16 protein-coding genes are annotated in these 22,016 nt (G+C 70.3%); 13 read left to right on the forward strand and 3 right to left on the reverse strand.

Annotation, left to right across the window (positions count from 1 at the left end; genetic code table 11):
- Positions 1 to 2: 2 nt before the first annotated feature.
- Positions 3 to 1,622 carry a bifunctional aspartate transaminase/aspartate 4-decarboxylase gene (locus ACZ60M_RS23085; protein WP_465421224.1) on the reverse strand — a complete coding sequence of 540 codons (1,620 nt, stop codon included), beginning with the start codon at positions 1,620 to 1,622 and terminating at the stop codon, positions 3 to 5.
- 20 nt (positions 1,623 to 1,642) lie between these two features.
- The gene (gene aspT / locus ACZ60M_RS23090) at positions 1,643 to 3,352 is read right to left on the reverse strand and encodes an aspartate-alanine antiporter (protein WP_465421225.1); all 1,710 of its coding nucleotides are present in this window, start codon (positions 3,350 to 3,352) and stop codon (positions 1,643 to 1,645) included.
- Positions 3,353 to 3,561: 209 nt separating this feature from the next.
- Here aspT and ACZ60M_RS23095 point away from each other — a divergent pair, with 209 nt between their 5' ends.
- The 12 genes from ACZ60M_RS23095 to ACZ60M_RS23150 all read left to right on the forward strand — a co-directional run bounded on the left by ACZ60M_RS23095 (position 3,562) and on the right by ACZ60M_RS23150 (position 19,296).
- Positions 3,562 to 5,391: an ABC transporter substrate-binding protein gene (locus ACZ60M_RS23095; RefSeq protein WP_465421227.1), complete on the forward strand. Its 1,830-nt coding sequence runs from the start codon at positions 3,562 to 3,564 to the stop codon at positions 5,389 to 5,391.
- A complete protein-coding gene (locus ACZ60M_RS23100; RefSeq protein ID WP_465421229.1) occupies positions 5,388 to 6,449 on the forward strand; it encodes an ABC transporter permease in 1,062 nt (353 codons plus the stop codon). Before ACZ60M_RS23095 ends, ACZ60M_RS23100 begins: the two co-directional genes overlap by 4 nt.
- Entirely contained in the window at positions 6,446 to 7,354 is a 909-nt protein-coding gene (locus ACZ60M_RS23105; protein WP_465421231.1) for an ABC transporter permease, read from the forward strand. The genes ACZ60M_RS23100 and ACZ60M_RS23105 overlap by 4 nt, the downstream gene beginning before the upstream one ends.
- A complete protein-coding gene (locus ACZ60M_RS23110; protein ID WP_465421233.1) occupies positions 7,354 to 8,331 on the forward strand; it encodes an ABC transporter ATP-binding protein in 978 nt (325 codons plus the stop codon). The genes ACZ60M_RS23105 and ACZ60M_RS23110 overlap by 1 nt, the downstream gene beginning before the upstream one ends.
- Positions 8,282 to 9,337: an ABC transporter ATP-binding protein gene (locus tag ACZ60M_RS23115; RefSeq protein ID WP_465421235.1), complete on the forward strand. Its 1,056-nt coding sequence runs from the start codon at positions 8,282 to 8,284 to the stop codon at positions 9,335 to 9,337. Before ACZ60M_RS23110 ends, ACZ60M_RS23115 begins: the two co-directional genes overlap by 50 nt.
- On the forward strand, positions 9,334 to 10,158 hold the full coding sequence (locus ACZ60M_RS23120) for a M55 family metallopeptidase (protein WP_465421237.1): 825 nt from the start codon (positions 9,334 to 9,336) through the stop codon (positions 10,156 to 10,158). Before ACZ60M_RS23115 ends, ACZ60M_RS23120 begins: the two co-directional genes overlap by 4 nt.
- Positions 10,151 to 11,455 carry a M20/M25/M40 family metallo-hydrolase gene (locus ACZ60M_RS23125; RefSeq protein ID WP_465421239.1) on the forward strand — a complete coding sequence of 435 codons (1,305 nt, stop codon included), beginning with the start codon at positions 10,151 to 10,153 and terminating at the stop codon, positions 11,453 to 11,455. The genes ACZ60M_RS23120 and ACZ60M_RS23125 overlap by 8 nt, the downstream gene beginning before the upstream one ends.
- 9 nt (positions 11,456 to 11,464) lie before the next feature.
- Complete coding sequence (locus ACZ60M_RS23130; protein ID WP_465421250.1) at positions 11,465 to 13,447, forward strand: alpha/beta hydrolase family protein; 1,983 nt, start codon at positions 11,465 to 11,467, stop codon at positions 13,445 to 13,447.
- A complete protein-coding gene (locus ACZ60M_RS23135; RefSeq protein ID WP_465421240.1) occupies positions 13,444 to 14,367 on the forward strand; it encodes a S66 peptidase family protein in 924 nt (307 codons plus the stop codon). Before ACZ60M_RS23130 ends, ACZ60M_RS23135 begins: the two co-directional genes overlap by 4 nt.
- Positions 14,368 to 14,489: 122 nt before the next feature.
- Positions 14,490 to 16,268 (forward strand): glycoside hydrolase family 3 protein, encoded by a 1,779-nt coding sequence (locus ACZ60M_RS23140; protein WP_465421242.1) that lies wholly within the window; start codon positions 14,490 to 14,492, stop codon positions 16,266 to 16,268.
- Between the two features lie 4 nt (positions 16,269 to 16,272).
- Positions 16,273 to 17,523, forward strand: coding sequence for an exo-beta-N-acetylmuramidase NamZ family protein (locus ACZ60M_RS23145; protein ID WP_465421252.1), 1,251 nt, complete (start codon positions 16,273 to 16,275; stop codon positions 17,521 to 17,523).
- A gap of 27 nt (positions 17,524 to 17,550) precedes the next feature.
- Positions 17,551 to 19,296 carry a serine hydrolase domain-containing protein gene (locus tag ACZ60M_RS23150; protein ID WP_465421244.1) on the forward strand — a complete coding sequence of 582 codons (1,746 nt, stop codon included), beginning with the start codon at positions 17,551 to 17,553 and terminating at the stop codon, positions 19,294 to 19,296.
- Here the strand turns inward: ACZ60M_RS23150 and ACZ60M_RS23155 are convergent, their stop codons facing one another.
- Positions 19,297 to 20,295: an SDR family oxidoreductase gene (locus ACZ60M_RS23155; RefSeq protein WP_465421246.1), complete on the reverse strand. Its 999-nt coding sequence runs from the start codon at positions 20,293 to 20,295 to the stop codon at positions 19,297 to 19,299. It abuts the gene before it with no gap.
- A 165-nt stretch (positions 20,296 to 20,460) separates the two neighbouring features.
- Here ACZ60M_RS23155 and ACZ60M_RS23160 point away from each other — a divergent pair, with 165 nt between their 5' ends.
- Positions 20,461 to 21,918: a glycoside hydrolase gene (locus ACZ60M_RS23160; RefSeq protein WP_465421248.1), complete on the forward strand. Its 1,458-nt coding sequence runs from the start codon at positions 20,461 to 20,463 to the stop codon at positions 21,916 to 21,918.
- Positions 21,919 to 22,016: the final 98 nt, after the last annotated feature.

Genomic DNA, 22,016 nt, shown 5'->3' on the forward strand with positions numbered 1-22,016 from the left:
CGTTAACGCTGCTGCTTCTCGAACTCCGCGTGGTAGTCGTCGCCGATCTTGCGCAGCGCCGCCCCGATCCGCTTGTACGCGTCCATGCGCAGGTTCGCGAGGCTCACCCGCACCGACCACTCGGGGCCGTCGAAGCCGCCGCCGTTGAGCAGGACCACCGACTCCTCCTCGGCGAGGCGGAAGATCGGGTCGACCGGCTCGTAGGTGGACTGCATCCAGTCCGCGAACGCGGCGCCCCAGTTGCGTTCGGCCCAGTTGAGGAGGTCGAGCTCCACGTAGTAGTTCGCGGCCTCCGGGTCGGTCGGGTACGGCACGTCGAGGCCTTCGACGAGGGCCTTGAGGCGGCGGGCGATGACGGCCTGGCAGTCGCGCTTGTACGCGTCGTCGGCGTCGGTGAGGCAGTGCAGCGAGAACAGGACCATCTGCACCTGCTGCGGGGTCGACAGGCCCGCCGTGTGGTTGAGCGCCACGTCCCGCGAGTCGGCCACGATCCGGTCGATGAACTTGAGCTTCCAGGGCTCCAGCGTGATCGAGGAGTACCGCTCGTTGAGCGCAGCGGTCTTCTCGGCCGGGAGCGCCGCTAGCGCAGAGTCGAAGGCGTTCTTGCGGGCGACGGCGATGACGCCGAGGCGCCAACCGGTGCAGCCGAAGTACTTCGAGAACGAGTACACGCCGACGGTGTTGGCGGACTGGCTCGACATGAGCGACCTGAAGCCGTTGGTGAAAGTGCCGTATACGTCGTCGGTGATGATCGTCAGGCCCGGGTTGTCGTTCGCGACGATGTCCCGGATGCGCTCCAGCGTGGCCTCGGCGAGCTTCACCGACGGCGGGTTGGACGGGTTGACGAGGAACAGCGCCTTGATCGACGGGTCCTTCAGCTTGTCGATCTCCTCGTCCGGGTACTGCCAGGTGTGGATGCCCTCGTCGGTCTTGCGCGAGGCCTCGAGCTCCACGATGTCGAAGGCGTAGCGTTCCAGGAGCGGGATCTCCAGGTAGGGCGTGAAGATCGGGACCATGATCGCGACCCGGTCGCCCTGGTTCAGGAGGCCGTTGACCTGCGCGGAGTCGAAGAGGTAGCACATGGCGGCGGTGCCGCCCTCGACCGCGTAGAGGTCCCATCCGCCCTCGGGGGCGCCGCCCATCTCGGCATCGAGGTAGGCGTGCACGACCTGCTCGGCGTGGACGAGCATCCGGTCGGGCACCGGGTAGTGGTCGCCGATGATCGCGTCCGCGAGTTCGCCGACCCATGCGTCCGGGTCGAAGCCGAGCCGGTCGACGCCGTGGGCCACATAGGAGGCGAGGGCGGACGCGCCGGGGGCGCTCGCGTTGGCCTTGAGGTAGGCGTCGAGGCGTTCGGCGATGCCGTCGGCCTGCGGCATCCCGCCGAGGCCCTCGAACTCGTCCCAGTCGCGGCGGGTCTCGGTGACCGCGAACTGGCCGAGGAGGAAGAACGCCTCGCGCGGGGCGGTGGCCGTCCAGTTGGGGTTGCCGCGTCCGGCGTTGACCATGGCGAGGGCGTTCGCACGCTCGTTCTCGCCGGCCAGCTCGATGAGCCGGTTCTTCAGCTCGAAGGGGCTGAGCCCTTCGAGGCGCTTCTCTTCGTCGCGGTCGACCTTGGACATGGTGGTTCCCTTCCGTTGGGTCAAGCGAGGACGGCCACGATGACCGCGCCCCAGATCGTGAGCAGGACGTTGCCGATGGCGTACGGGATCGTGTAGCCGAGGACCGGGATCTGACTCTTCGCGGTGTCGGTGATGGCGCCGATGGACGCGGTCGTGGTGTTCGCTCCGGCGACGACGCCGAGGTTCACCGGGACCGGGATCTTGAACAGCCACTTGGCGAGGTACATGGTCAGGAGCATCGGCAGGAGCGTGACGACGAGCCCGGCGAGGACCAGGCTGAGGCCCTCTTCCTTGACGCCGGAGACGAAGTCGGGCCCGGCCATGATGCCGACGATCCCGACGAACATGCACAGGCCGCCGGTGGAGAGCATCCAGTTCGCGGCGGGCGGGAACTGCCCGAACGTGGGCGACTTGGCGCGCAGCCAGCCGAAAACGAGGCCCATGATGAGCGCGCCGCCCGAAGTGGTGAGGCCGATATCGGCCCCGGCCACCGCGATCGTGGGGACGCCGATGAGCGCGCCGACGACGATGCCGAAGCCGACGTAGCTCATGTCGGTGGCGTCCTTGGTGCGGTTGGGGTAGCCGAGGTCGCCGACGACGGCCTCGACCTCCTCTTTGCCGCCCTGGACGGTGATCTCGTCGCCGCGGTGGATCTCGGTGGCGTCGCTCCACGGGAGTTCCTGGCCGCCGCGCACCAGCTTGGTGACGAACAGGCGCGGGGCGTGCTCGGCGAACGCGTCCCCGATCGTCATGCCTACCAGGGCCTTCTTGGTGATGACGATGTCGAGCGTCTCGATCGAGTACGCGAGCAGGTTCTCGTCGTCGACCTCTTCGCCCCACCGGTCGACGTCGAGCGCGACGAGGTCGGGGCGGCGGGCGGCGAGGGTGACCACGTCGCCTGCCTGGAGGGCGGTGTCGCGCTGGACGGGCGCGACCTGCCCGTCCCGGCGGAGGTCGTGGAACATGACGCGGTGGCCCAGTTCGACGGCGCGCGCTTCCAGTTCGGCGACGGTGCGGCCGACGATCTCACCTTGGTTGACGCGGAAGGCGCGGCGCACGACCGAGTAGTAGGCCTTGCCGATGCCGGGCTCCTTGGCGACGCCGAGGCGCTGCTCCATCTCGTGGGCGTCGGCGGCGAGACTCCTGGAACCGAGCATCTTGGGCGCGATGGTGGAGAGGAAGAACGCGGCGGCGGCGGTGCCGAAGAGGTAGCAGACGGCGTAGCCGACGGCCACTTGCGACTCCATCTCCTTGACGTCGGCGGCGCTGAGGCCGGGCAGGGCGGCGATGGCGGAGTCGGCGACACCGATGACGGCGGACTGGGTGAGCCCGCCCGCGAGGAGCCCGGCGCCCCAGCCGGGGCCGTAGCCGAGGGCCTTGGCCAGGACGATGACCACGATCAGCCCGAAGACGCAGTTGATGACGGCGAGGATGACCTGCTTGACGCCGTCGCCGCGGAGCCCGGCGAAGAACTGCGGGCCGACGTTGTAGCCGAGGGCGAACAGGAACGCCACGAACGCGACGGTCTTGACGAGGTCGGGGATGTCGATCCCGTCGAACACGATGCCGACGAGGACGCCGGAGAGGAGGGTGCCGGTGACCGGGCCGAGGGCGATGCCCTTGATCTTGAGCTTCCCGACGAAGAAACCGAGGCCCAGTGCCAGGAAGATCGCTATCTCGGGGTGTGCGACAAGCGCGTCAGACAGCCAGTGCCACACTGCGACCTCCACGTCACTGCGAGTAGTGACATGAATCTAGTCGAAATGCGAGTCCGGTTTACCGGGTTCGCGGTGACCGGGTCGTATCATGTTGCAGCAATGAAAACTTTCTTCACTTCATTGACAACTCAAGAAGTGTTCCGTCATTCTGGTCGGTACACCGAGGACCGGCGGCGCGTCCGCCGGAGCGCTCTGGAACCGAATGCGAGGACTTGCACCCCATGAATCCCCATGCCCTGATACGGCGGTGCCTCTCCGCCGTCGCCGCGCTGGCCCTCTCGGCCGGCGCGCTCGCGGTGGCCGCGCCCGGTGCCGCCGCCCAGGAGGACGAGACCGACAGCCTCCGGATCGCCACGAACCAGGAGGTGGACACGTTCAACCCGTTCAAGCGGCGGTTCGTGATCACCTACGAGACCAGCATGATGACGTACGAGACGCTGGTGCGCATGAGCGCCGAGAACTACGAGCCCGTGCCGGGCCTGGCGACCGAGTGGGAGGAGTCCGCGGACGGTCTGACGTGGACCTTCAAGATCCGCGAGGGCGCCGTCTGGTCGGACGGCGAACCGCTCACGGCCAACGACGTGGCCTACACGTACGGCCTGCTCATCGAGAACCAGGCGATCCGCGACTGGAACATCGACTTCGCCGCGAACCTGGTCAGCGCCGAGGCGCCCGACGAGTCGACGTTCGTGCTCCAGCTGGCGTCGCCCGCCCCGGCGGAGGTGCTCAGCCGCGAGGTCTACATCGTCCCCGAGCACATCTGGTCGACCTACCCGGACCCGTCGGCCGACGACGCGAACCAGCTGCCGCTGGTCGGCTCCGGCCCGTTCCAGGTCGCCGAGTACCAGACCGACGAGTTCATCCGACTGGACGCCAACGAGGAGTACTGGGAGGGCGCGCCGGGCTTCGACGAGGTCGTCTACACGTACTACCTGGAGACGGACGCGGCCGTGGCCGCGCTCGAAGCGGGCGAGGTCGACATCGTCGGCTCCGGGATGCAGGGCGGCCTGAACCCCGCCCAGATCAAGTCGCTCGCGGCGCAGGAGCATGTGACCACGAACGACGTGCAGGGCCGCCGGTACGTGTCGCTCACGATCAACCACGGCACCGTCACGCAGGACGGCACCGAGTTCGGCGACGGGCACCCCGCGCTCAAGGACCCGGTGGTGCGCCAGGCGCTGCACACCGCGATCGACAAGCAGGCCCTCGTGGACACCGTGCTCGCGGGCAGCGGCACCCCGGCGACCTCGCTGATCCCCTCGATCTTCGACCAGTGGCACTGGGACGGCGGGGACGCCCTGGTGCAGTTCGACATCGCCGAGGCGAACCGGCTGCTCGACGAGGCCGGTTACGCGCGGGGCGAGGACGGCATCCGGACGATGCCCGGCGGCGGCGAGCCGCTGAACTTCCGGTTCTACCACCACGCCGACAACACCGCGTACGCCACTGTGGTCGAGTTCGTGACCGAGTGGTGGGCCGAGCTGGGCATCGCGGTCGAGGCGAAGGCCATCGAGCAGGGCACGCTGAACGACCTCGCCTACCTGGGCGAGTTCGACATCGCGTTCTCCGGCTGGGGCGTGGGCCCGAACCCGACCGAGCAGCTGGGCATGCACACGTGCGCGGTGCTGCCGACGCTGACGGACGGCTCGGAGCGGTCGAGCGAGAACTCCTACTGCAACGCCGAGTTCGACCAGCTGCACGAGCAGCAGAAGGTCGAGTCCGACCCGGCCGCCCGCGCGGAGCTCGTCAAGCGCCAGCAGGAGCTGCTCTACACCGACGCACCCGTGATCTGGCTGTACTACCAGAACGTCATGGAGGCGTACAACCACGACCGGGTCACCGGCATGGTCTCGCAGCCGACCGGGGGCATGTTCACCGGCCAGCAGGGCTTCACGTGGGCGTACGCCTCGGCGCAGCCCGCCGGGGCCGAGGAGTCGGGCGGGGTCCCGATGGGCGTCTGGATCGCGGTCGCGGCCGGAGCCGTCGTGATCGCGGCCGCCGCGGTGGTCTTCGCGCTGCGGCGCAAGAAGACGGCTGACGAGCGCGAATGACCGATAGTGCTGTACCCGCGGACGGGGCTTCGACCGAAGCCCCGTCCGCGGGGCGCTCAAGCCGCGCAGTTGAAAAGCGGAGTTCAAGCGGCTTCGGGCGGTACCTGCTCAAGCACGTCGGCGGCGCGGCCGTCTCGCTGCTGCTGGTGCTGTTCTCCTCGTTCTTCATCTTCCGGCTCATCGCCGGGGACCCGATCGACCAGCTCACGAAGGAGCGCCCGGTCTCGCCCGAGCAGCGGGCCGCGATGCGCGCCGAACTGGGGCTCGACCGGCCGATGTGGCAGCAGTTCTGGGACTACATCGCCGGGACGCTCACTATGGACCTCGGCGAGTCGTTCCAGTACCGGCGGCCGATCTTCGACCTCATCGTGGAACGCCTGCCCGCCACGCTCCTGCTCTCGGGCACCGGCATGGTGCTCGCCGTCGTGCTCGGGTTCTGGATCGGGACGCGCACGGGCTGGAAGCAGGGCAGCCGGTTCGACAAGGGCCAGGTCGCGACCGGGCTCGTGCTGTACTCGGCGCCCACGTTCTGGCTCGGGATGATCGTGATCCTGGTCTTCGCGCGGTACCTGGGGCTGTTCCCCGTCAACGGGATGCGCTCGCCGAGCACGCCGCCGGACTTCTGGTCGCAGGCCCTCGACATCGGCTACCACCTGGTGCTGCCGGTGCTGACCTATACGGCGGTGGTGTACGCGGGGTACCTCATGATCATGCGGTCGTCCATTCTGGACGAACTCGGCAGCGACTACCTCACCACCGCCCGCGCCAAAGGCTTGAAGGACGACGACGTGCGCAAGAAGCACGCCGTGCCGAACGCGCTCCTGCCCACCGTGACGCTCGTGTTCCTCGCACTCGGCGGGGTCGTCAACGGCTCCATCGTCACCGAGACCGTCTTCAGCTGGCCCGGCCTCGGGACCCTGTTCGTGAACGCGATCTTCTACCCGGACCGGCCCGTGTTGCAGGCGCTGTTCGTGCTGTTCTCCAGCTCCACCATCCTCGCCGTGCTGTGCGCCGAGATCCTCTACTGGTTCATCGATCCCAGAATCCGCAGGTCATGACGAGCACGACTACACTTTCACCGCGCGCCCTCCGATGGGCTCGGCGGCGGCAGTCCTTCACCCGGTCCTGGGCCGCCTACCGCTCGCAGCGCACCGGCATGATCGGCCTGGTCCTGTTGGGCGCCATCGTGATCCTCGCGATCGCGGCGCCCGTCCTCATCGACGAGTCGGCGCTCAGCGTCACCCGCGCCACCGGCGGGCGCATGGCCCCGCCGAGCCTCGAATACCCGCTCGGCACCGACGAGACCGGCCGCTCCATCCTCGCGCTCACTGTCTGGGGCTCGCGCCTGTCGCTCATGATCGGCCTCACGGCCACCGTGGTCGCCATCGTCATCGGCACCGCCGTCGGCGTCACCAGCGGCCACATCGGCGGCTGGTACGGGTGGATCGCGCTGCGCCTCTCCGACTGGTTCATGGTGCTGCCCAGCCTCGTCGTCGCCATCGCGCTGCTCGCCGTGCTCGGCCGCAGCATGGCCACCACGATCACTGTGATCGCCCTCGTCTCCTGGCCCGGCACGACCAGACTCGTTCGCGCCCAGACGCTCACGGTGCAGTCGCGCCCGTACCTGGAGCGCGCCAAAGCACTCGGCGCCGGGCACTGGCACCAGATGACCAAGCACATCCTTCCCAACGTGCTCCCGCTCGTCCTCGCCAGCGCCACCCTGCTGGTGCCCTCGGCGATCCTCATGGAGTCCTCGCTCGCGTGGCTGGGCCTGGGCGACCCGGGCGTCGTGTCGTGGGGGTCGATCCTCAACCGGGCCTCGGAGAACGGCGCGGTCTCGGCGCACGCGTGGTGGTACCTGCTGCCGCCGGGCCTGGCGATCCTCGTGGTGGTGCTGGCGTTCATGATGTGCGGCCGGGCGCTGGAGGCCGTGTTCAACCCGAGGCTGCGGGGTGAGTCGTAGTGCTCTTGGAGTTCAAGGACCTGCGGGTCACGTACAACGGTTCGCGCGGGCGGCTTCCGGCCGTGCGGGGCGTTGATCTGACCGTGGACGCCGGGGAGACGCTGGGCATCGCCGGGGAGTCGGGGTGCGGGAAGTCCACACTGGCGATGGCGGTGCTCAGGCTGCTGCCGAAGAGCGCCGAGGTGAGCGGGGAGATCCTGCTCGACGGCGAGGACCTGCTGAAGATGGGGTGGGGGCGGCTCAGGGCGGTGCGGTGGACGGGCGCGTCGATCGTGTTCCAGGGCGCGATGCACTCGCTGAACGCGGTGCAGCGCATTGGGAGGCAGATCGCGGAGCCGATCCTCGTGCACAAGCCGAAGACGACCCCCGCCGCGGCCGCGAAACGCGCGGAGGCGCTGCTGGAGCGGGTCGGACTGCCGCCGTCGCGGGCGCGCAGCTACCCGCACGAGCTCTCGGGCGGGCAACGGCAGCGTGTCATGATCGCGATGGCGCTCGCGTGCGACCCGGACCTGATCATCGCCGACGAGGCGACGACGGCTCTGGACGTGATGGTGCAGGCACAAGTGCTGCAGTTGATCTCGGACCTCGTCACCGAGCGGGGCGTGGGCCTGGTGATGATCAGCCACGACCTGTCCGTGCTGTCCTCGGTGTGCGAACGGGCGGCGGTGATGTACGCGGGCCGGATCGTCGAGGAAGGCCCGGCGCACGAGGTGTTCGCGGACGCGCGGCACCCCTATTCGGCGGCGCTGGGGGCGGCGTTCCCGGTGATCGGGGACCCGGCCGCGCGCATGAACCCGGGCGGGCTGGCGGGCGACCCGCCGGACCCGGTGCGGCTGCCGGACGGCTGCTCGTTCCGGCCGCGGTGCGCGGTGGCGGTCGAGCGGTGCGGCGAGGCACCTCCCGAACTGCTCGAGGTCGGCCCGGCACGTGCGAGTGCTTGTTTCGTTGCGCAGGAAGGGATGCCCGTTGTCCTCTGAGGAGAAGACGCTGACGGCCCGGGGCCTGCGGGTCGAGTTCGGTCTGCCCGGCGGGCGGGTCGCGCGGGCCGTGGACGGGGTGGACCTCGACGTGGCGCCGGGCGAGATCGTGGCGCTGGCGGGCGAGTCCGGTTGCGGCAAGACCACACTGGCGCGGACGCTGCTCGGTCTGGAGCGGGCCACGGGAGGGACGGTGGCGTTCGACGGCGTGCCGTTGCGGTACTCGACGCGGGCGCTGAAGGCCTACCGGCGGCAGGTGCAGCTGGTGCTGCAGGACCCGACGGGCGCGCTGAACCCGCGCCACACGGTGTACGACGCGGTCGCCGAGGGCTTGCGCATCCACGGGATCCACGACGATGAGCCGGGCCGGGTCGCTGAAGCGCTGTCGCGGGCGGGCCTGCGGCCGCCTGAGCAGTTCTTCCTGGCGTACCCGCATGAGCTCTCGGGCGGCCAGCGCCAGCGGGTGGTGATCGCGGGGGCGCTGGTGCTGCAGCCGAGTCTGCTGGTCGCGGACGAGCCGGTGGCGTCGCTCGATGCGTCAGTGCGCGGCGAGATCCTGTCTTTGCTGTTGCGTCTCAAGGAGGAGCAGGGGCTCGGGGCGCTGGTGATCACGCACGACCTGGGTCTGGCGTGGAGCATCGCGGACCGGATCGCGATCATGTACCTGGGTCGGATCGTGGAGCAGGGCCCGGTCGAGCAGGTGCTCACGGCCCCTAGGCACCCGTACACGCGGGCGCTCGTGTCGGTGCTTCCACGGTTTTCAGAAGCAGGGTCCCCTGTGGCGGAGCCGATCGTGCTCGCCGGGGAGCTGCCTGACGCGTCGAAGATCCCGGGCGGGTGCCGGTTCCGGCCGCGCTGCCAGGAGGTCGCGGCCGGCAACGCCGCCGCGGTCCTGCACCAGTGCACGGGTGAGGATTTGAAGATCCTTGGGCCCGAGGCACAACCGCATCTGGTCGCGTGCCATCTCGACCGGCATTCGCGCGAGGATGCGAGGATGGCGGTGTGAGAATCCTCGTCAGCGCTGACATGGAGGGCGCCACGGGTGTCACCTGCCCCGACGATGTGCTGCCGGGCGGGCCCGGCTGGGAGCGGATGCGGCCGCTGTTCACCGACGAGGTGAACGCGGCGGTCGAGGGCCTGCACCGGGGCGGGGCGCGCGAGGTGGTCGTGAACGACGCGCACTGGTCGATGCGGAACCTGATGGTCGAGCGGTTCGAGTGGCCCGTGACGCTCATCAGCGGCAGGCACAAGGAACTGTCCATGATGGAGGGCGTCCAGGACGCCGACGCGGTGGTGTTCTTGGGGTATCACGCCGGGGCGGGCCTGGAGGGCGTGCTCGCGCACACCTATCTGGCGAACACCATCACGGGCGTGTGGCTCGACGGGGTGCGCGCCAGCGAAGGCCGGTTGAACGCGGCGCTCGCGGCCGAGTTCGGGGTGCCGGTGGTGATGGTGACCGGGGACGACAAGACGATCGAGGACGCGCAGGCCTACGCGCCCAGGGCGGTCGGCATCGCAGTCAAGGACTACATCTCTAGGTACGCGGCAGCGTGCCGGACGCCGAAGTGGGCAGTGCGGGCGATCCGCAAAGGCGCGGCCGAGGCAGTGGCCCTGGCCGGGCGGCGCGAGCCGGTACGCGAGCCACACCGGATCGAGGTCGAGTTCGACGCCGAGCACCTCGCCGGGGCCGTCACGGTGATCCCTGGCGTGGAGCGCGACGGGGAGCGGCGGATCGCGCTCGAGCTCCCGTCGATGTACGAGGCCATCCGGTGCTTCAAGGCCGTCACGACGATCGCCTCCGCAGCGATGGAAGAACAATATGGTTGATGCGCAGGCGCTTGACGAGGTCGTGCGGTTCACTTCGGAGCTGATCCGGATCGATACGACCAATCATGGCGGCGGGGACGGGAACGAGCGGGAGGCGGCCGAGTACGCGGCGGCGAAGCTCGCCGAGGTCGGCGTCGAGGCGCAGATCCTGGAGAAGGCCCCCAATCGGTCCAATGTGGTCGCGCGGATCGAGGGGTCCGACCCGGACGCTCCGGCGCTGCTGGTGCACGGGCACCTCGACGTGGTCCCGGCCGAGGCCTCCGATTGGAGTGTCGACCCGTTCTCGGGCGAGATTCGCGACGGGATGCTGTGGGGCCGTGGAGCGATCGACATGAAGTCGATGGACGCGATGGTCCTCGCGGCGGTGCGGTCATGGGCGCGGGCCGGGGTGAAGCCGAGGCGGCCGGTCGTCGTGGCGTTCACCGCCGATGAGGAGGCCAGCGCCGAGTACGGCGCGGGGTACCTCGCGGACGCGCACGCGGACCTGTTCGCGGACTGCACCGAGGGCGTCTCGGAGTCGGGCGGGTTCACCTTCCACGGCGGGAACGGGCTGCGGCTGTACCCGATCGGGGCGGGCGAGCGGGGCACGGCGTGGCTGCGGCTGTCGGCGCGCGGGACGGCCGGGCACGGCTCGAAGGCCAACCCGGACAACGCGGTGAGCAAGCTCGCGGGCGCGATCGCGCGGATCGGCGCGTACGAGTGGCCGCTGCGGTTGACGCCCACGGTGACGGCGGCGTTGACGGAGCTCGCCGGGGTGTACGGGGTCGAAGCGGACCTCGGTGACATCGACGGGCTGATGGCGAAGCTCGGCCCTGCTGCGCAGCTGGTCGAGTCGACGCTGCGCAACAGCGCGAACCCGACGGTCCTGCAGGCCGGGTACAAGGTGAACGTGATCCCCGAGCACGCCTATGCCGAAGTGGACGGCCGGGTGGTGCCGGGCGGCGAGGCCGAGTTCGCGGCGACGATGGACGAGCTGTGCGGCCCTGACGTGCGCTGGGAGTACCAGCACCGCACGCAGCCGCTGGCCGCGCCGGTCGATTCGCCGGCGTTCGCGGCGATGCGCGCGGCGGTCCGGAAGTTCGACCCCGAGGGCCGTCCGGTGCCGTTCTGCATGTCCGGCGGGACCGACGCGAAGCAGTTCGCGCAGCTCGGCATCACCGGGTACGGGTTCTCGCCGCTGGGGCAGACGGCGGAGCTCGGGTACGGGCGGCTCGCGCACGGTGTGGACGAGCGGGTCCCGGTCGAGGGCCTGGAGTTCGGGTTGCGGGTCTTGGACGACTTCCTGCGGAACGCATAGAGGAGCAAACTGGTGCAGCAGTCCCCTTACGGCGCTTGGGAATCCCCGATCACCACCCATATGGTGGCGGCTTCGGACGGGCGGCCCGGGTACCTCGGCGCGGTCGGCGACGAGCTGTGGTGGACCGAGCCGCGCCCCGAGGAGGGCGGGCGGCGGGCGCTCATGCGCCGGACCCGGGACGGGGCGGTGGAGTCGGTGCTGCCCGCGCCGTGGAACGTGCGCAACCGGGTCCACGAGTACGGCGGGCGGCCGTGGGCGGGCGCGATCCTGGAGGACGGCAGCCCGGTCGTCGTGTTCACGAACTTCGACGACCAGCGCCTGTACGTGTTCGAGCCCGACCGGAACCGCGACCCGCTCCCGATCTCGCCGGTGCCGAAGACGCCCGCGGGGCTGCGCTGGTCCGATCCGGTCATCGACCTGGAGCGGTTCGAGGCGTGGGCGGTGCTGGAGCAGCACACCGGGCCGAACCCGACGGACGTTCGCCGCGTGCTCGCGGCGGTCTCGCTGAGCCACTACGGCGACGACGCGCAGGTGCGGGAGCTGACGGACGACTCGTACCGGTTCCTCACGGGCCCGAAGCTCAGCCCCGGGGGCGACGAGGTCGCGTGGATCGCCTGGGACCACCCGCATATGCCTTGGGATGAAACGGAACTGCGGGTCGCCGAGATCACCGGGGACGGCACCCTGGTCGAGGCCCGGACGGTCGCCGGGGGCGGCGGCGAGTCGATCGCGCAGGTCGAATGGTCGAGGGACAACACGCTGGTGTTCGCCGGGGACCGCACGGGCTGGTGGAACCTGCACTGGATCGACCCGCTCACCGAGGAGTCGGGCGCGGTCCACGAGGCGGAGGCGGAGTTCGCCGGGCCGATGTGGGACCTGGGCAAGGCCTGGTTCCGGATTCTCGCGAGCGGCGATATCGCTGCGGTGCACGGGAAGGGCGAGGGTCGGCTCGGCGTGTTCGACGCGTGGGACCGGCGGATGAACCTCGTCGACGGGCCGTGGACGGAGTGGGCGCCGGGGATCGCGGCAGTCGGTGACCGGGTGTACGGTCTGGCCGCGAGCCCGAGCACCGGGTACGAGGTGGTCGAGGTTGACACGGTGAAGGGCACGACCCGCGTGGTCGCCGCCGCGCACGTGGACACAGTGGACCCTGCGTATCTGCCGGTTCCGGAGCACCGCACGTTCACCGGCGAGGACGGCCGCGAGATCCACGCGCACGTCTACCCGCCGCGCAACCCCGACTTCGAAGGGCCCGAAGGGGAGCGGCCGCCGTACACGGTGTGGGTCCACGGCGGGCCGACCAGCCATGTGCGGGCGGTGCTCGACATGGAGCTGGCGTACTTCACCTCGCGCGGTATCGGCGTGGTCGAGGTGAACTACGGCGGGTCCACCGGGTACGGGCGCGAATACCGGGAGCGCCTGCGCGAACGCTGGGGCGAGGTGGACGTCGAGGACTGCGCGGCCGTGGCGCGGGCGCTCGCCGCCGAGGGCACGGCCGACCCGGCGCGGCTCGCGATCCGGGGCGGCAGCGCCGGGGGCTGGACGGCGGCCGCGTCGCTCACCTCTCCTGCGGCCGAAGGGGTCTACGCGTGCGCGGTGGTGAAGTACCCGATCCTGGACCTCTCAGGCTGGTCCGGCGACGGCACGCACGACTTCGAGTCGCAGTACGTGTACTCGCTCGTGGGCCCGCCCGGGGTCCTGGAGGAGCGGTCGGCCGAGCGGTCGCCCGTGCACCACGCCGACCGCATCGAGGTGCCGTTCATCCTGCTGCAGGGCCTGGAAGACGAGATCTGCCCGCCCGCGCAGGCCGAGCAGCTCCTGCGGGCCGTGGAGGGCCGGGGCGTGCCGCACGCCTACCGCACCTACGAGGGCGAGCAGCACGGGTTCCGGCGCGCTTCCACCGTGATTGACGCGGTGCTCGCCGAGCACGCCCTGTACGCGCAGGTCTTCGCTTTCCAAGGCCCCGACATCGACCTGGAGCTGAAGCCGTGAGCCTCGAACCGCTGCGCCGCCCGAGGCGGCTCGTCCCGGGCGACCGGGTCGCGATCGTCTCCCCCGCGAGCCCCACGCCTCCGGGCGGCTGGGACGCTGGGCTCGACGTGCTCCGCGGCTGGGGCCTGGAGCCGGTCGTGATGCCGCACGCGGCCGACGAATGGCGACTGTTCGCCGGGGCCACCGCGGACCGCGTCACCGACTTCGCGCGGGCCTGGCTGGACCCGTCGATCGCGGCCGTGATCGCGGCGCGCGGCGGCTACGGCTCGCAGGCGATGATCGAGCACGTCGACTGGGAGGCGCTCCGCGAGGTCGAGCCGAAGGCGTTCGTCGGCTTCAGCGACATGACGGCCGTGCACGAGGCGATCGCCCTGGAGCTGGGGGCGGCCTCGGTCCACGGCCCCATGCCGAGCTGGTCGCGGTTCGCCGACGACCTCGAGATGCAGGAGCACCTGCGGCTCACCCTGTTCGAACCCGAACGGGTGCAGCGGATCGCCTCGCCCACCGCGAAGCCGATGCGGGGCGGCACCGCCACGGGCGTCACCTTCGGAGGGACGCTGACGATCCTGGCCGGGGAGGCCGGGACCTTCCACCACCGGCCGGACGTCACGGGCGGCCTGCTGGTCCTGGAGGACATCGGCGAGGCGCCGTACCGGATCGACCGGGCGCTGACCCAGCTCTGGAGGGCCGGGTACTTCGACGGGATCGAGGGGGTGGTGCTCGGCTCCTGGGCCGACTGCGGCCCTTACGAAGCGGTGCGGGAGGTGCTGCGCGCGCAGTTCATCGGGAGGTTCATCCCGGTCGTCGAGGAGTTCCGCTTCGGCCATTGCGCCGGTTCCTTCACGATTCCCTTGGGGCTCAAGGCGACCCTGGACGCGGACGCCGGGACGCTCCATTTCGGGGAGCCCGCGCTCGCCTGAACGTTCATTTGAAAATTTTTTCCGTAGTCTTGCCTTCACATGAAGTTTTCTGCCAGGATGAGCCGATCGGGTCAATAGGGATAATGTTCCGCCCCCGATCCCCGCCCCACCTGGAGGAGCCCATGACGCATCCCCGCCGGACCGTGCTCGCAGCCGCCCTCGGCGCCGCAGCGGCCGCCGCCACCGCGAGCGCCGCCGAGGCCCACGGCGACCGGGGCGAGAAGCGGTTCGTCAAGCGCCGCTTGAAGGCCATGAGCCTCGAAGAGAAAGTCGGCCAGCTGTTCACCGTGTACGCGTACGGGCGCACGGCCGACACGACCGACGCCGCCGACGTCGCGAAGAACCAGGAGACGCACGGCGTGAACAACGCCGCCGAGCTCATCGCCGCCAAAAAGCCCGGCGGCATCATCTACTTCGCCTGGTCGAACAACGTCGCGAACCCGGCCCAGATCACCGGGCTCTCCAACGGGCTCCAGGCCGCGTCCGCAGCGGACGGCGGCGAGCCGCTGCTCATCGCCACCGACCAGGAGCACGGACTCGTCGTGCGCATCACCGCGCCCGCCACCCAGCTGCCCGGGGCGATGGCGCTCGGCGCGACCCACGACACCGGGGCCGCCTACGACGCGGCCGTCATCGCCGGCACCGAGCTGCGCGCGATGGGCCTGAACGTGAACTTCGCGCCCGACGCTGACGTCAACGTCAACCCGGCGAACCCGGTGATCGGCGTGCGCTCCTTCGGCTCCGACCCCGAGCACGTCGCCGGGTTCGCCGCCGCGCAGGTCGAGGGGTACCAGGCCCGCTGCGACCTCGCGGCCACGGTGAAGCACTTCCCCGGGCACGGCGACACCCGGGACGACAGCCACGTCGACCTGCCGCTCATCGACCACACCTACGAGGAGTGGCAGGACATCGACGCCCCGCCGTTCCGGGCCGCCGTCGAAGCCGGGGTCGGCGCGATCATGAGCGCCCACATCCAGTTCCCGGCCCTCGACCCGACCCTCACCCCCGCGACCCTCTCGAAGCCGATCCTCACCGGGCTGCTGCGCGAGGAACTGGGGTACGAGGGCGTCATCGTCACCGACTCGCTCGCCATGGAAGGCGTGCGCGAAGGCTACGGCGACGACCGGATTCCCGTGCTGGCGCTGCTCGCCGGGATCGACATGCTGCTCATGCCCGTCGACCTCGACCTCGCGTTCAACGCGGTCCTCGCGGCCGTCGCGAACGGCGAGCTGACCGAGGCCCGCATCGACGAGTCCGTGACCCGCATCCTCGGCCTCAAGTACCGGCTCGGGCTCTACGACGACCCGTACGCCGACCCCGACGAAGTGGCCTCGATCGTCGGCGCCGCCGCGCACCTCGAAGCGGCCCAGGCGCTCTCGGACCGGACCACGACCCTCGTCACCAACGACGGGACGCTCCCCATCCCTGTCGACGGCGGCGCGCTGCTGGTCACCGGCTGGGGCGAGACCACGACGAACGTGCTCACCGCCGAGTTCACCAAGCGCGGCTTCACCCCCACCCGCGCGGTCACCGGCATCGCCCCGACGCAGGCGCAGATCGACGCCGCCGTCGCCGCCAGCGCCGGGAAGGGCTTCATCGTGGTGAGCACCAACGGCGTCGCCGACAACCCGGCGCAGGCCGCCCTCGTCAAGGCCCTCGCGGGCACCGGGATTCCCGTGGTGGCGCTCGCGGTGAGGAACCCGTACGACATCGCGTACCTCGGCGAGGACGTGAACGCGTTCCTGGCGACGTACTCGTACTCGGCGGACGGGCTCGAATCGGCGGTCGCAACCGTCCTCGGGCACCTGAACCCGCAGGGGCGGCTGCCCGTGGACATCCCGCGAGCCGACGACCCCGCGTCCGTCCTTTTCGGTTTCGGCCACGGCCTCTCGTACGAGTAAGGGGATTGCCATGCAGCGCAGGAGGCTCCTGGGGAGCGCACTGGCCGGGGCCGCGCTCGCGACCACCGCCGCGGTTCCGGCCGCGGCCCACGGCAGGCGGGTCCGCACCGGCATCGAAGTGCTCGCCGAGAACGACTTCGCCGAGCTCGCGGGCCAGAAGGTCGGGATCATCTCGAACCCGACGGGCGTGCTCCCGGACCTGAGCCACGAGGTGGACCTCATGCACGAGAGCGGCAGAGTGGACCTCGTGGCCGTGTTCGGGCCCGAGCACGGGTTCCGCGGGGTGTCGCAGGCCGGGCAGGGCGAGGACTTCTTCCTCGACCCGAAGACCGGCATCCCGGTGTACAACGCGTACAACAACAAGGACCAGATGGCGGAGCTGCTGGCCGAGGCCGGGGTCGAGACGCTGGTCTTCGACATCCAGGACGTGGGCTCGCGGTTCTACACGTACATCTGGACCATGTACCTCGCGCTGGAGGCGGCCGGGCAGCTCGGGCTGCGGTTCGTCGTGCTCGACCGGCCCAACCCGGGTACGGGCCAGCGGGCGAGCGGGCCGGTCCTGCACCCCGAGCACGCCACGTTCGTGGGGCTCAAGCCGATCGCGCAGCGGCACGGGATGACCGTCGGCGAGCTGGCGTCGCTGTTCAACGGCGAGTTCGTGGCGGCACCGGCCGACCTCACTGTGGTCAAGATGCGCGGCTGGAAGCCCGAGATGTACTTCGAGGAGACGGGCCTGCCGTGGGTCGCGCCGTCGCCGAACATGCCCACTGTGGAGACGGCAGTCGCGTACCCGGGGACGTGCCTGTTCGAGGCGACCGCGCTCTCGGAGGGGCGCGGCACCACGAAGCCGTTCGAGCTGCTGGGCGCGCCCGGGATCGACCACACGTGGGCCGAGGCGGTGCAAGGGCTTCCGGGCACGCGGTTCCGCGAGGCGTACTTCACGCCGACGTTCTCGAAGTGGTCGGGGAAGGTCTGCGGCGGCGTCGAGCTGCAGGTGCGCGAGCGGCGGGAGTTCGACCCGATCCGCACGGCCCTGGCCATGATCATCGAGCAGCGGCGCGCCTTCCCGCAGTACGGGTGGCGCTCGCAGGACACGACCTCGTTCTGGCTGGACAAGCTGACAGGGAATCAGGCGGTCCGCCTGGCGATCGAGGCCGGCGCGGACGTCGACGACGTGACGCCGCTGTGGGCCGAGGAATTGGATGCGTTTTCCGAGCAAAGAGAACCGTACTTGCTCTATCGCCGCACCGCTTAGTGATGGCACGATAACCAGGAGACACGAATGCAGCGTCGAACCATGCTCGGGGGCGCGGCGGGGGCGGCGCTGGCGCTCGCGCTGGCCTCCCGCGCCAACGCCGAGGAGATCCCCTCCATGCCCGAACTCACCGGCCCGCCAACGGCCGGCCCCTACGACGTGACGTTCCCTGAAACCCCTGCGCAGCTGCGGTACGGCTCGTGCGGTGATGCCCGCCTCACCGCAGACCACATCGGACGCATCACGCCCGGCCTCGACGCGTTCATGGAGGGGACGACGCCCGCGTTCCCCGGCTACACCGTCGTCGCCGCCCGTGACGGCATCGTCGTCGAGCACGCCGCGGGCGGGCACCGGCTCCGCTACTCCGGGTGGGACGAGGCGACCAAGACCGCGGTGGAGCTGCCGCGGAGTGAATGGCTGGAGGCCGAGACCGGAACGGTCTACGACCTCGCGTCGATCTCGAAGCTGTTCACCGCCACCGTGACCGGCGCGCTCATCGACGAAGGCCTCATCGACCTGAAGCTGCCCGTCGTCGAGTACCTGCCGGACTTCGACGCGCTCGACCCGCAGAAGACCCCGATCACCTTGGGGCACCTGCTCTCCCACACCTCGGGGATGATCGCGTTCATCAACCTGTACAACCTGCCCGACGAGCAGGCGCGCATGGAGGCGATCTACGCCCGGCCCCTGCGGCGCCCGCCCGGCAGCGGCTACGAGTACTCCGACCTCAACTTGATCGTGCTCGGCAAGATCCTCGAGATCGTGGCGGAGAAGCCGCTTGACGCCCTTGTGGACGAACTGATCTGCGAGCCGCTGGGCCTCAAGGACACCGGGTACAACCCGGTCGACCGGGCGCGGACCGCCGCCACCGAGTACCAGCCGTGGACCGGCCGGGGCATGGTCCACGGCGAAGTCCACGACGAGAACGCGTGGGCCTTCGGCGGCATCGCCGGGCACGCCGGGGTGTTCGCCACAGCATGGGACCTCGCCGTGTTCGGTCAGATGATCCTCAACGGCGGCCGCTACGGCAGCGCCGAGATCCTCACCGAGAGCACCGCCCGCCTGATCTTCACCGACATGAACGCCGGGATGGGCGACAGCGCCGCGCGCGGCCTCGGCTGGCAGCTCTCACAGCGTTGGTACATGGACGCGATGAGCTCGCCGGTCACCGTGGGCCACACGGGGTACACGGGCACGTCGATCGTGCTCGACCCGCTCGCGGGGACCCTGCTCGTGCTGCTCACCAACCGGGTGCACCCGACGCGGAACTGGGGCACGGCCAGCGCCTACCGGCGGGCGGCGAGCCGCCCGATGGGCCGGGCGGTGCCGGTGAAGCCGAAGACCGGGCGCACGGCTTGGTATGCGGGGCAGGCGGACGCGGTGACCGCGACGCTGACGGGGGCACTGCCTAGGGCGGTCGCGGGGGCGAAGGCCTCGTTCGCGCTCTGGTACGACACGGAGGTCGCGGACCAGGCGGTGCTGGAGGCGAGCGCGGACGGTGCCGTGTGGACGGCCGTGCCGCTGGACCTGCGCACGGAGGACCACTGCTGGCGGACCGAGGGCGTGTTCTCCGGTTACGCGGGTCGGCAGTGGATCGACGCGGACGCGGTACTGCCGGACGGTACGACGCGGGTGCGCTGGCGGTACACGAGCGACCCGGCCTATCAGGGGCGGGGCGTGTACGTGGACAAGGTCAGGGTGAAGGAGGGCCGCGCCCTCCTGTGCGAGGACGCGGACCTGGTGCCGGACGGCTGGGAGCTCGTGCGGGACTAGCTACATCGCCTTGGGCGCGTAGCGTTCGGCGAGCCAGTCCATGGTCTTGTCGGCGTCGGCGTTGACCTTCTGGTGCTCGGGGTGGGCGTCGTACCACTCGATGACCTCGCGGGCGCCGAGCCGGTAGGGGGTCGCGCCGAGGCCGAACTCGGGGACGAGGCGCTTCACCTTGGTGTTGTCGAAGACCATGGAGTGGGCCTTGTCGCCGAGGAGCCCGGCGCCCCAGCGGGGGTCGGCGGCGGCGATGGCGTCGCTGGCGACGTGCACCAGGTTCGGTTCGACTCCTGCGGCTTCGGCGACCCAGCCGAAGATCTGGTTCCAGGTGGGGGCCTCGTCGCCGGTGATGTGGAAGGCCTCGCCGAGGGCTTCGGCCCTGCCGAGGAGGCCGGTGAAGCCGACGGCGAAGTCCCGGGCGTGGGTGATGGTCCACAGTGAGGTGCCGTCGCCGTGGACGATGACGGGCTTGCCCGAGCGCATGCGGTCGACCACGGTGTAGCCGCCGTCGAAGGGCAGCATGGTCTCGTCGTAGGTGTGCGAGGGGCGGATGATCGTGGCCGGGAAGTCGCGCTCGCGCCAGGCCTTGACGAGGAGGTCTTCGCAGGCGATCTTGTCGCGGGAGTACTGCCAGAACGGGTTCTTGAGCGGGGCGGACTCGGTGACGGGGAGGTACGCGGGCGGGGTCTGGTAGGCGCTGGCGGAGCTGATGAACAGGTACTGGCCGGTGATGTCGGCGAAGAGCTCGATGTCGCGCTCGACCTGCTCGGGGGTGAAGTTGACCCAGTTGACGACGGCGTCGAAGGTGCGGTCGCCGAGGGCGTCGCGCACGGACTGCGGGTCGCCAGCGTCGCCGGTGAGCAGGGCGACCTCGGGCGGGAGGGTCCGCTCGGCGGTGCGGCCGCGGTTGAGCACCGTGACGTCCATCCCCTGGCGCACGGCCTCGAAGACGCAGGAGGTGGAGATGCGGCCGGTGCCGCCGATGAAGAGCACGCTGACGGTCATAGGTGGTCCCTTTCTCGCAGTCGGGCCCCACCCTACCCGGGGCCGGGTGCCGGATCCTGTGCTCTTGTCACGCGGGGCACTTCCGCTTCCCCTTTATCGAAGCATTTGACTTTCTCTTTTCGTGCTGCGATCCTGGAGGCCTTCCCGGACCAATGGAGGTTCCCCATGCGTCGTCGCACCCTCTTCACCGCCGCGAGCGCCGGCACGGTCGGCGCCCTCGCCGTGCCCGGCGCGGCGCAGGCCGACTACACGACCACCGTGGCCCCAGGCGTGAACTGGGGCACCTGGGAGGGCTGGGGCACCTCGCTCGCCTGGTGGGGCAAGGCCTTCGGCAACCGCGACGACCTCGCCGACATCATGTTCACGCGGGGCAGCGTGTCCTTCGGCGGCGCGACCCTGCCGGGCCTGGGCATGAACATCGTCCGCTACAACGCGGGCGCGTGCTCGTGGAACTCCATCAACGGCGAATCGATGAGCGTCTCCCCGAACATGATGGCCTCGCGCCAGATCGAGGGGTACTGGAAGGACTGGAACTCCAGCGACCCGGCCTCCTCGAGCTGGGACTGGTTCGTCGACAGCGCCCAGCGCAACCTCATGTGGAAGGCCCGCGACCGGGGCGCGAACCTCTTCGAGCTGTTCTCGAACTCGCCGATGTGGTGGATGTGCGTGAACCACAACCCCTCCGGCGGCTCGAGCGGCAGCGCCGACAACCTGCAGTCGTGGAACCGGCAGCAGCACGCCGTCTACATGGCCACGGTCGCCAAGTACGCGCACGACAACTGGGGCGTCGACTTCGACTACGTCGACCCGTTCAACGAGCCGATCGCGAACTGGTGGACCGCCACCGGCACCCAGGAGGGGTGCCACTTCGAGGTCGCGACCCAGTCCGTCGTCATCGACCACCTCCGGACCGAGCTGGACGCGCGCGGGCTGTCGTGGATGCCGATCACCGCCTCCGACGAGTCCCTGTACGACCAGGCGGTGAGCACCTGGAACGGGCTCACCAGCTCTGCGAAGGGCAAGATCGGCAAGGTCAACGTCCACGGCTACCAGTACGAGGGCGGGCGGCGCGACTCCGTCTACAGCGCCGTCAGCGCCGCCGGGAAGAAGCTCTGGAACTCCGAGTACGGCGAGAACGACGCCACCGGGATGCGCCTGGCGCGCAACCTGAACCTCGACTTCCGCTGGCTGCACCCGACCGCGTGGTGCTACTGGCAGGTCCTCGACGGCGGCGGCTGGGGCCTCATCGACGCGAACAACGAGACCGGCACGCTCGGCTCCGCGAACGCCAAGTACTTCGTGTACGCCCAGTATGCGCGGCACATCCGGCCCGGCATGCGCATCATCGACGGCGGCGAGGGCAACACGATCGCGGCCTACGACCCGGCCGCGCGCAGGCTCGTGCTCATCACGACCAACTACGGTACGGCGCAGACGATCACGTACGACCTCTCGCGGTTCACCACCGTGCCGAACGGGACGGTCACGCGCTGGTCGACCCAGACCGGCGGCACCGAGCGGTACGCGCGGTACACGGACACGCAGGTCGCGTCCAAGCGGTTCTCGCGGGCGTTCCCGGCGAACACGGTGCAGACCTTCGAGATCGAGGGCGTCGTCATCTAAGGAGTGGCGGGGGGGGGGGGGGGGGGGGGGGGGGGGGGGGGGGGGGGGGGGGGGGGGGGGGGGGGGGGGGGGGGGGGGGGGGGGGGGGGGGGGGGGGG

This window comes from Glycomyces sp. NPDC050141 (assembly GCF_055586545.1).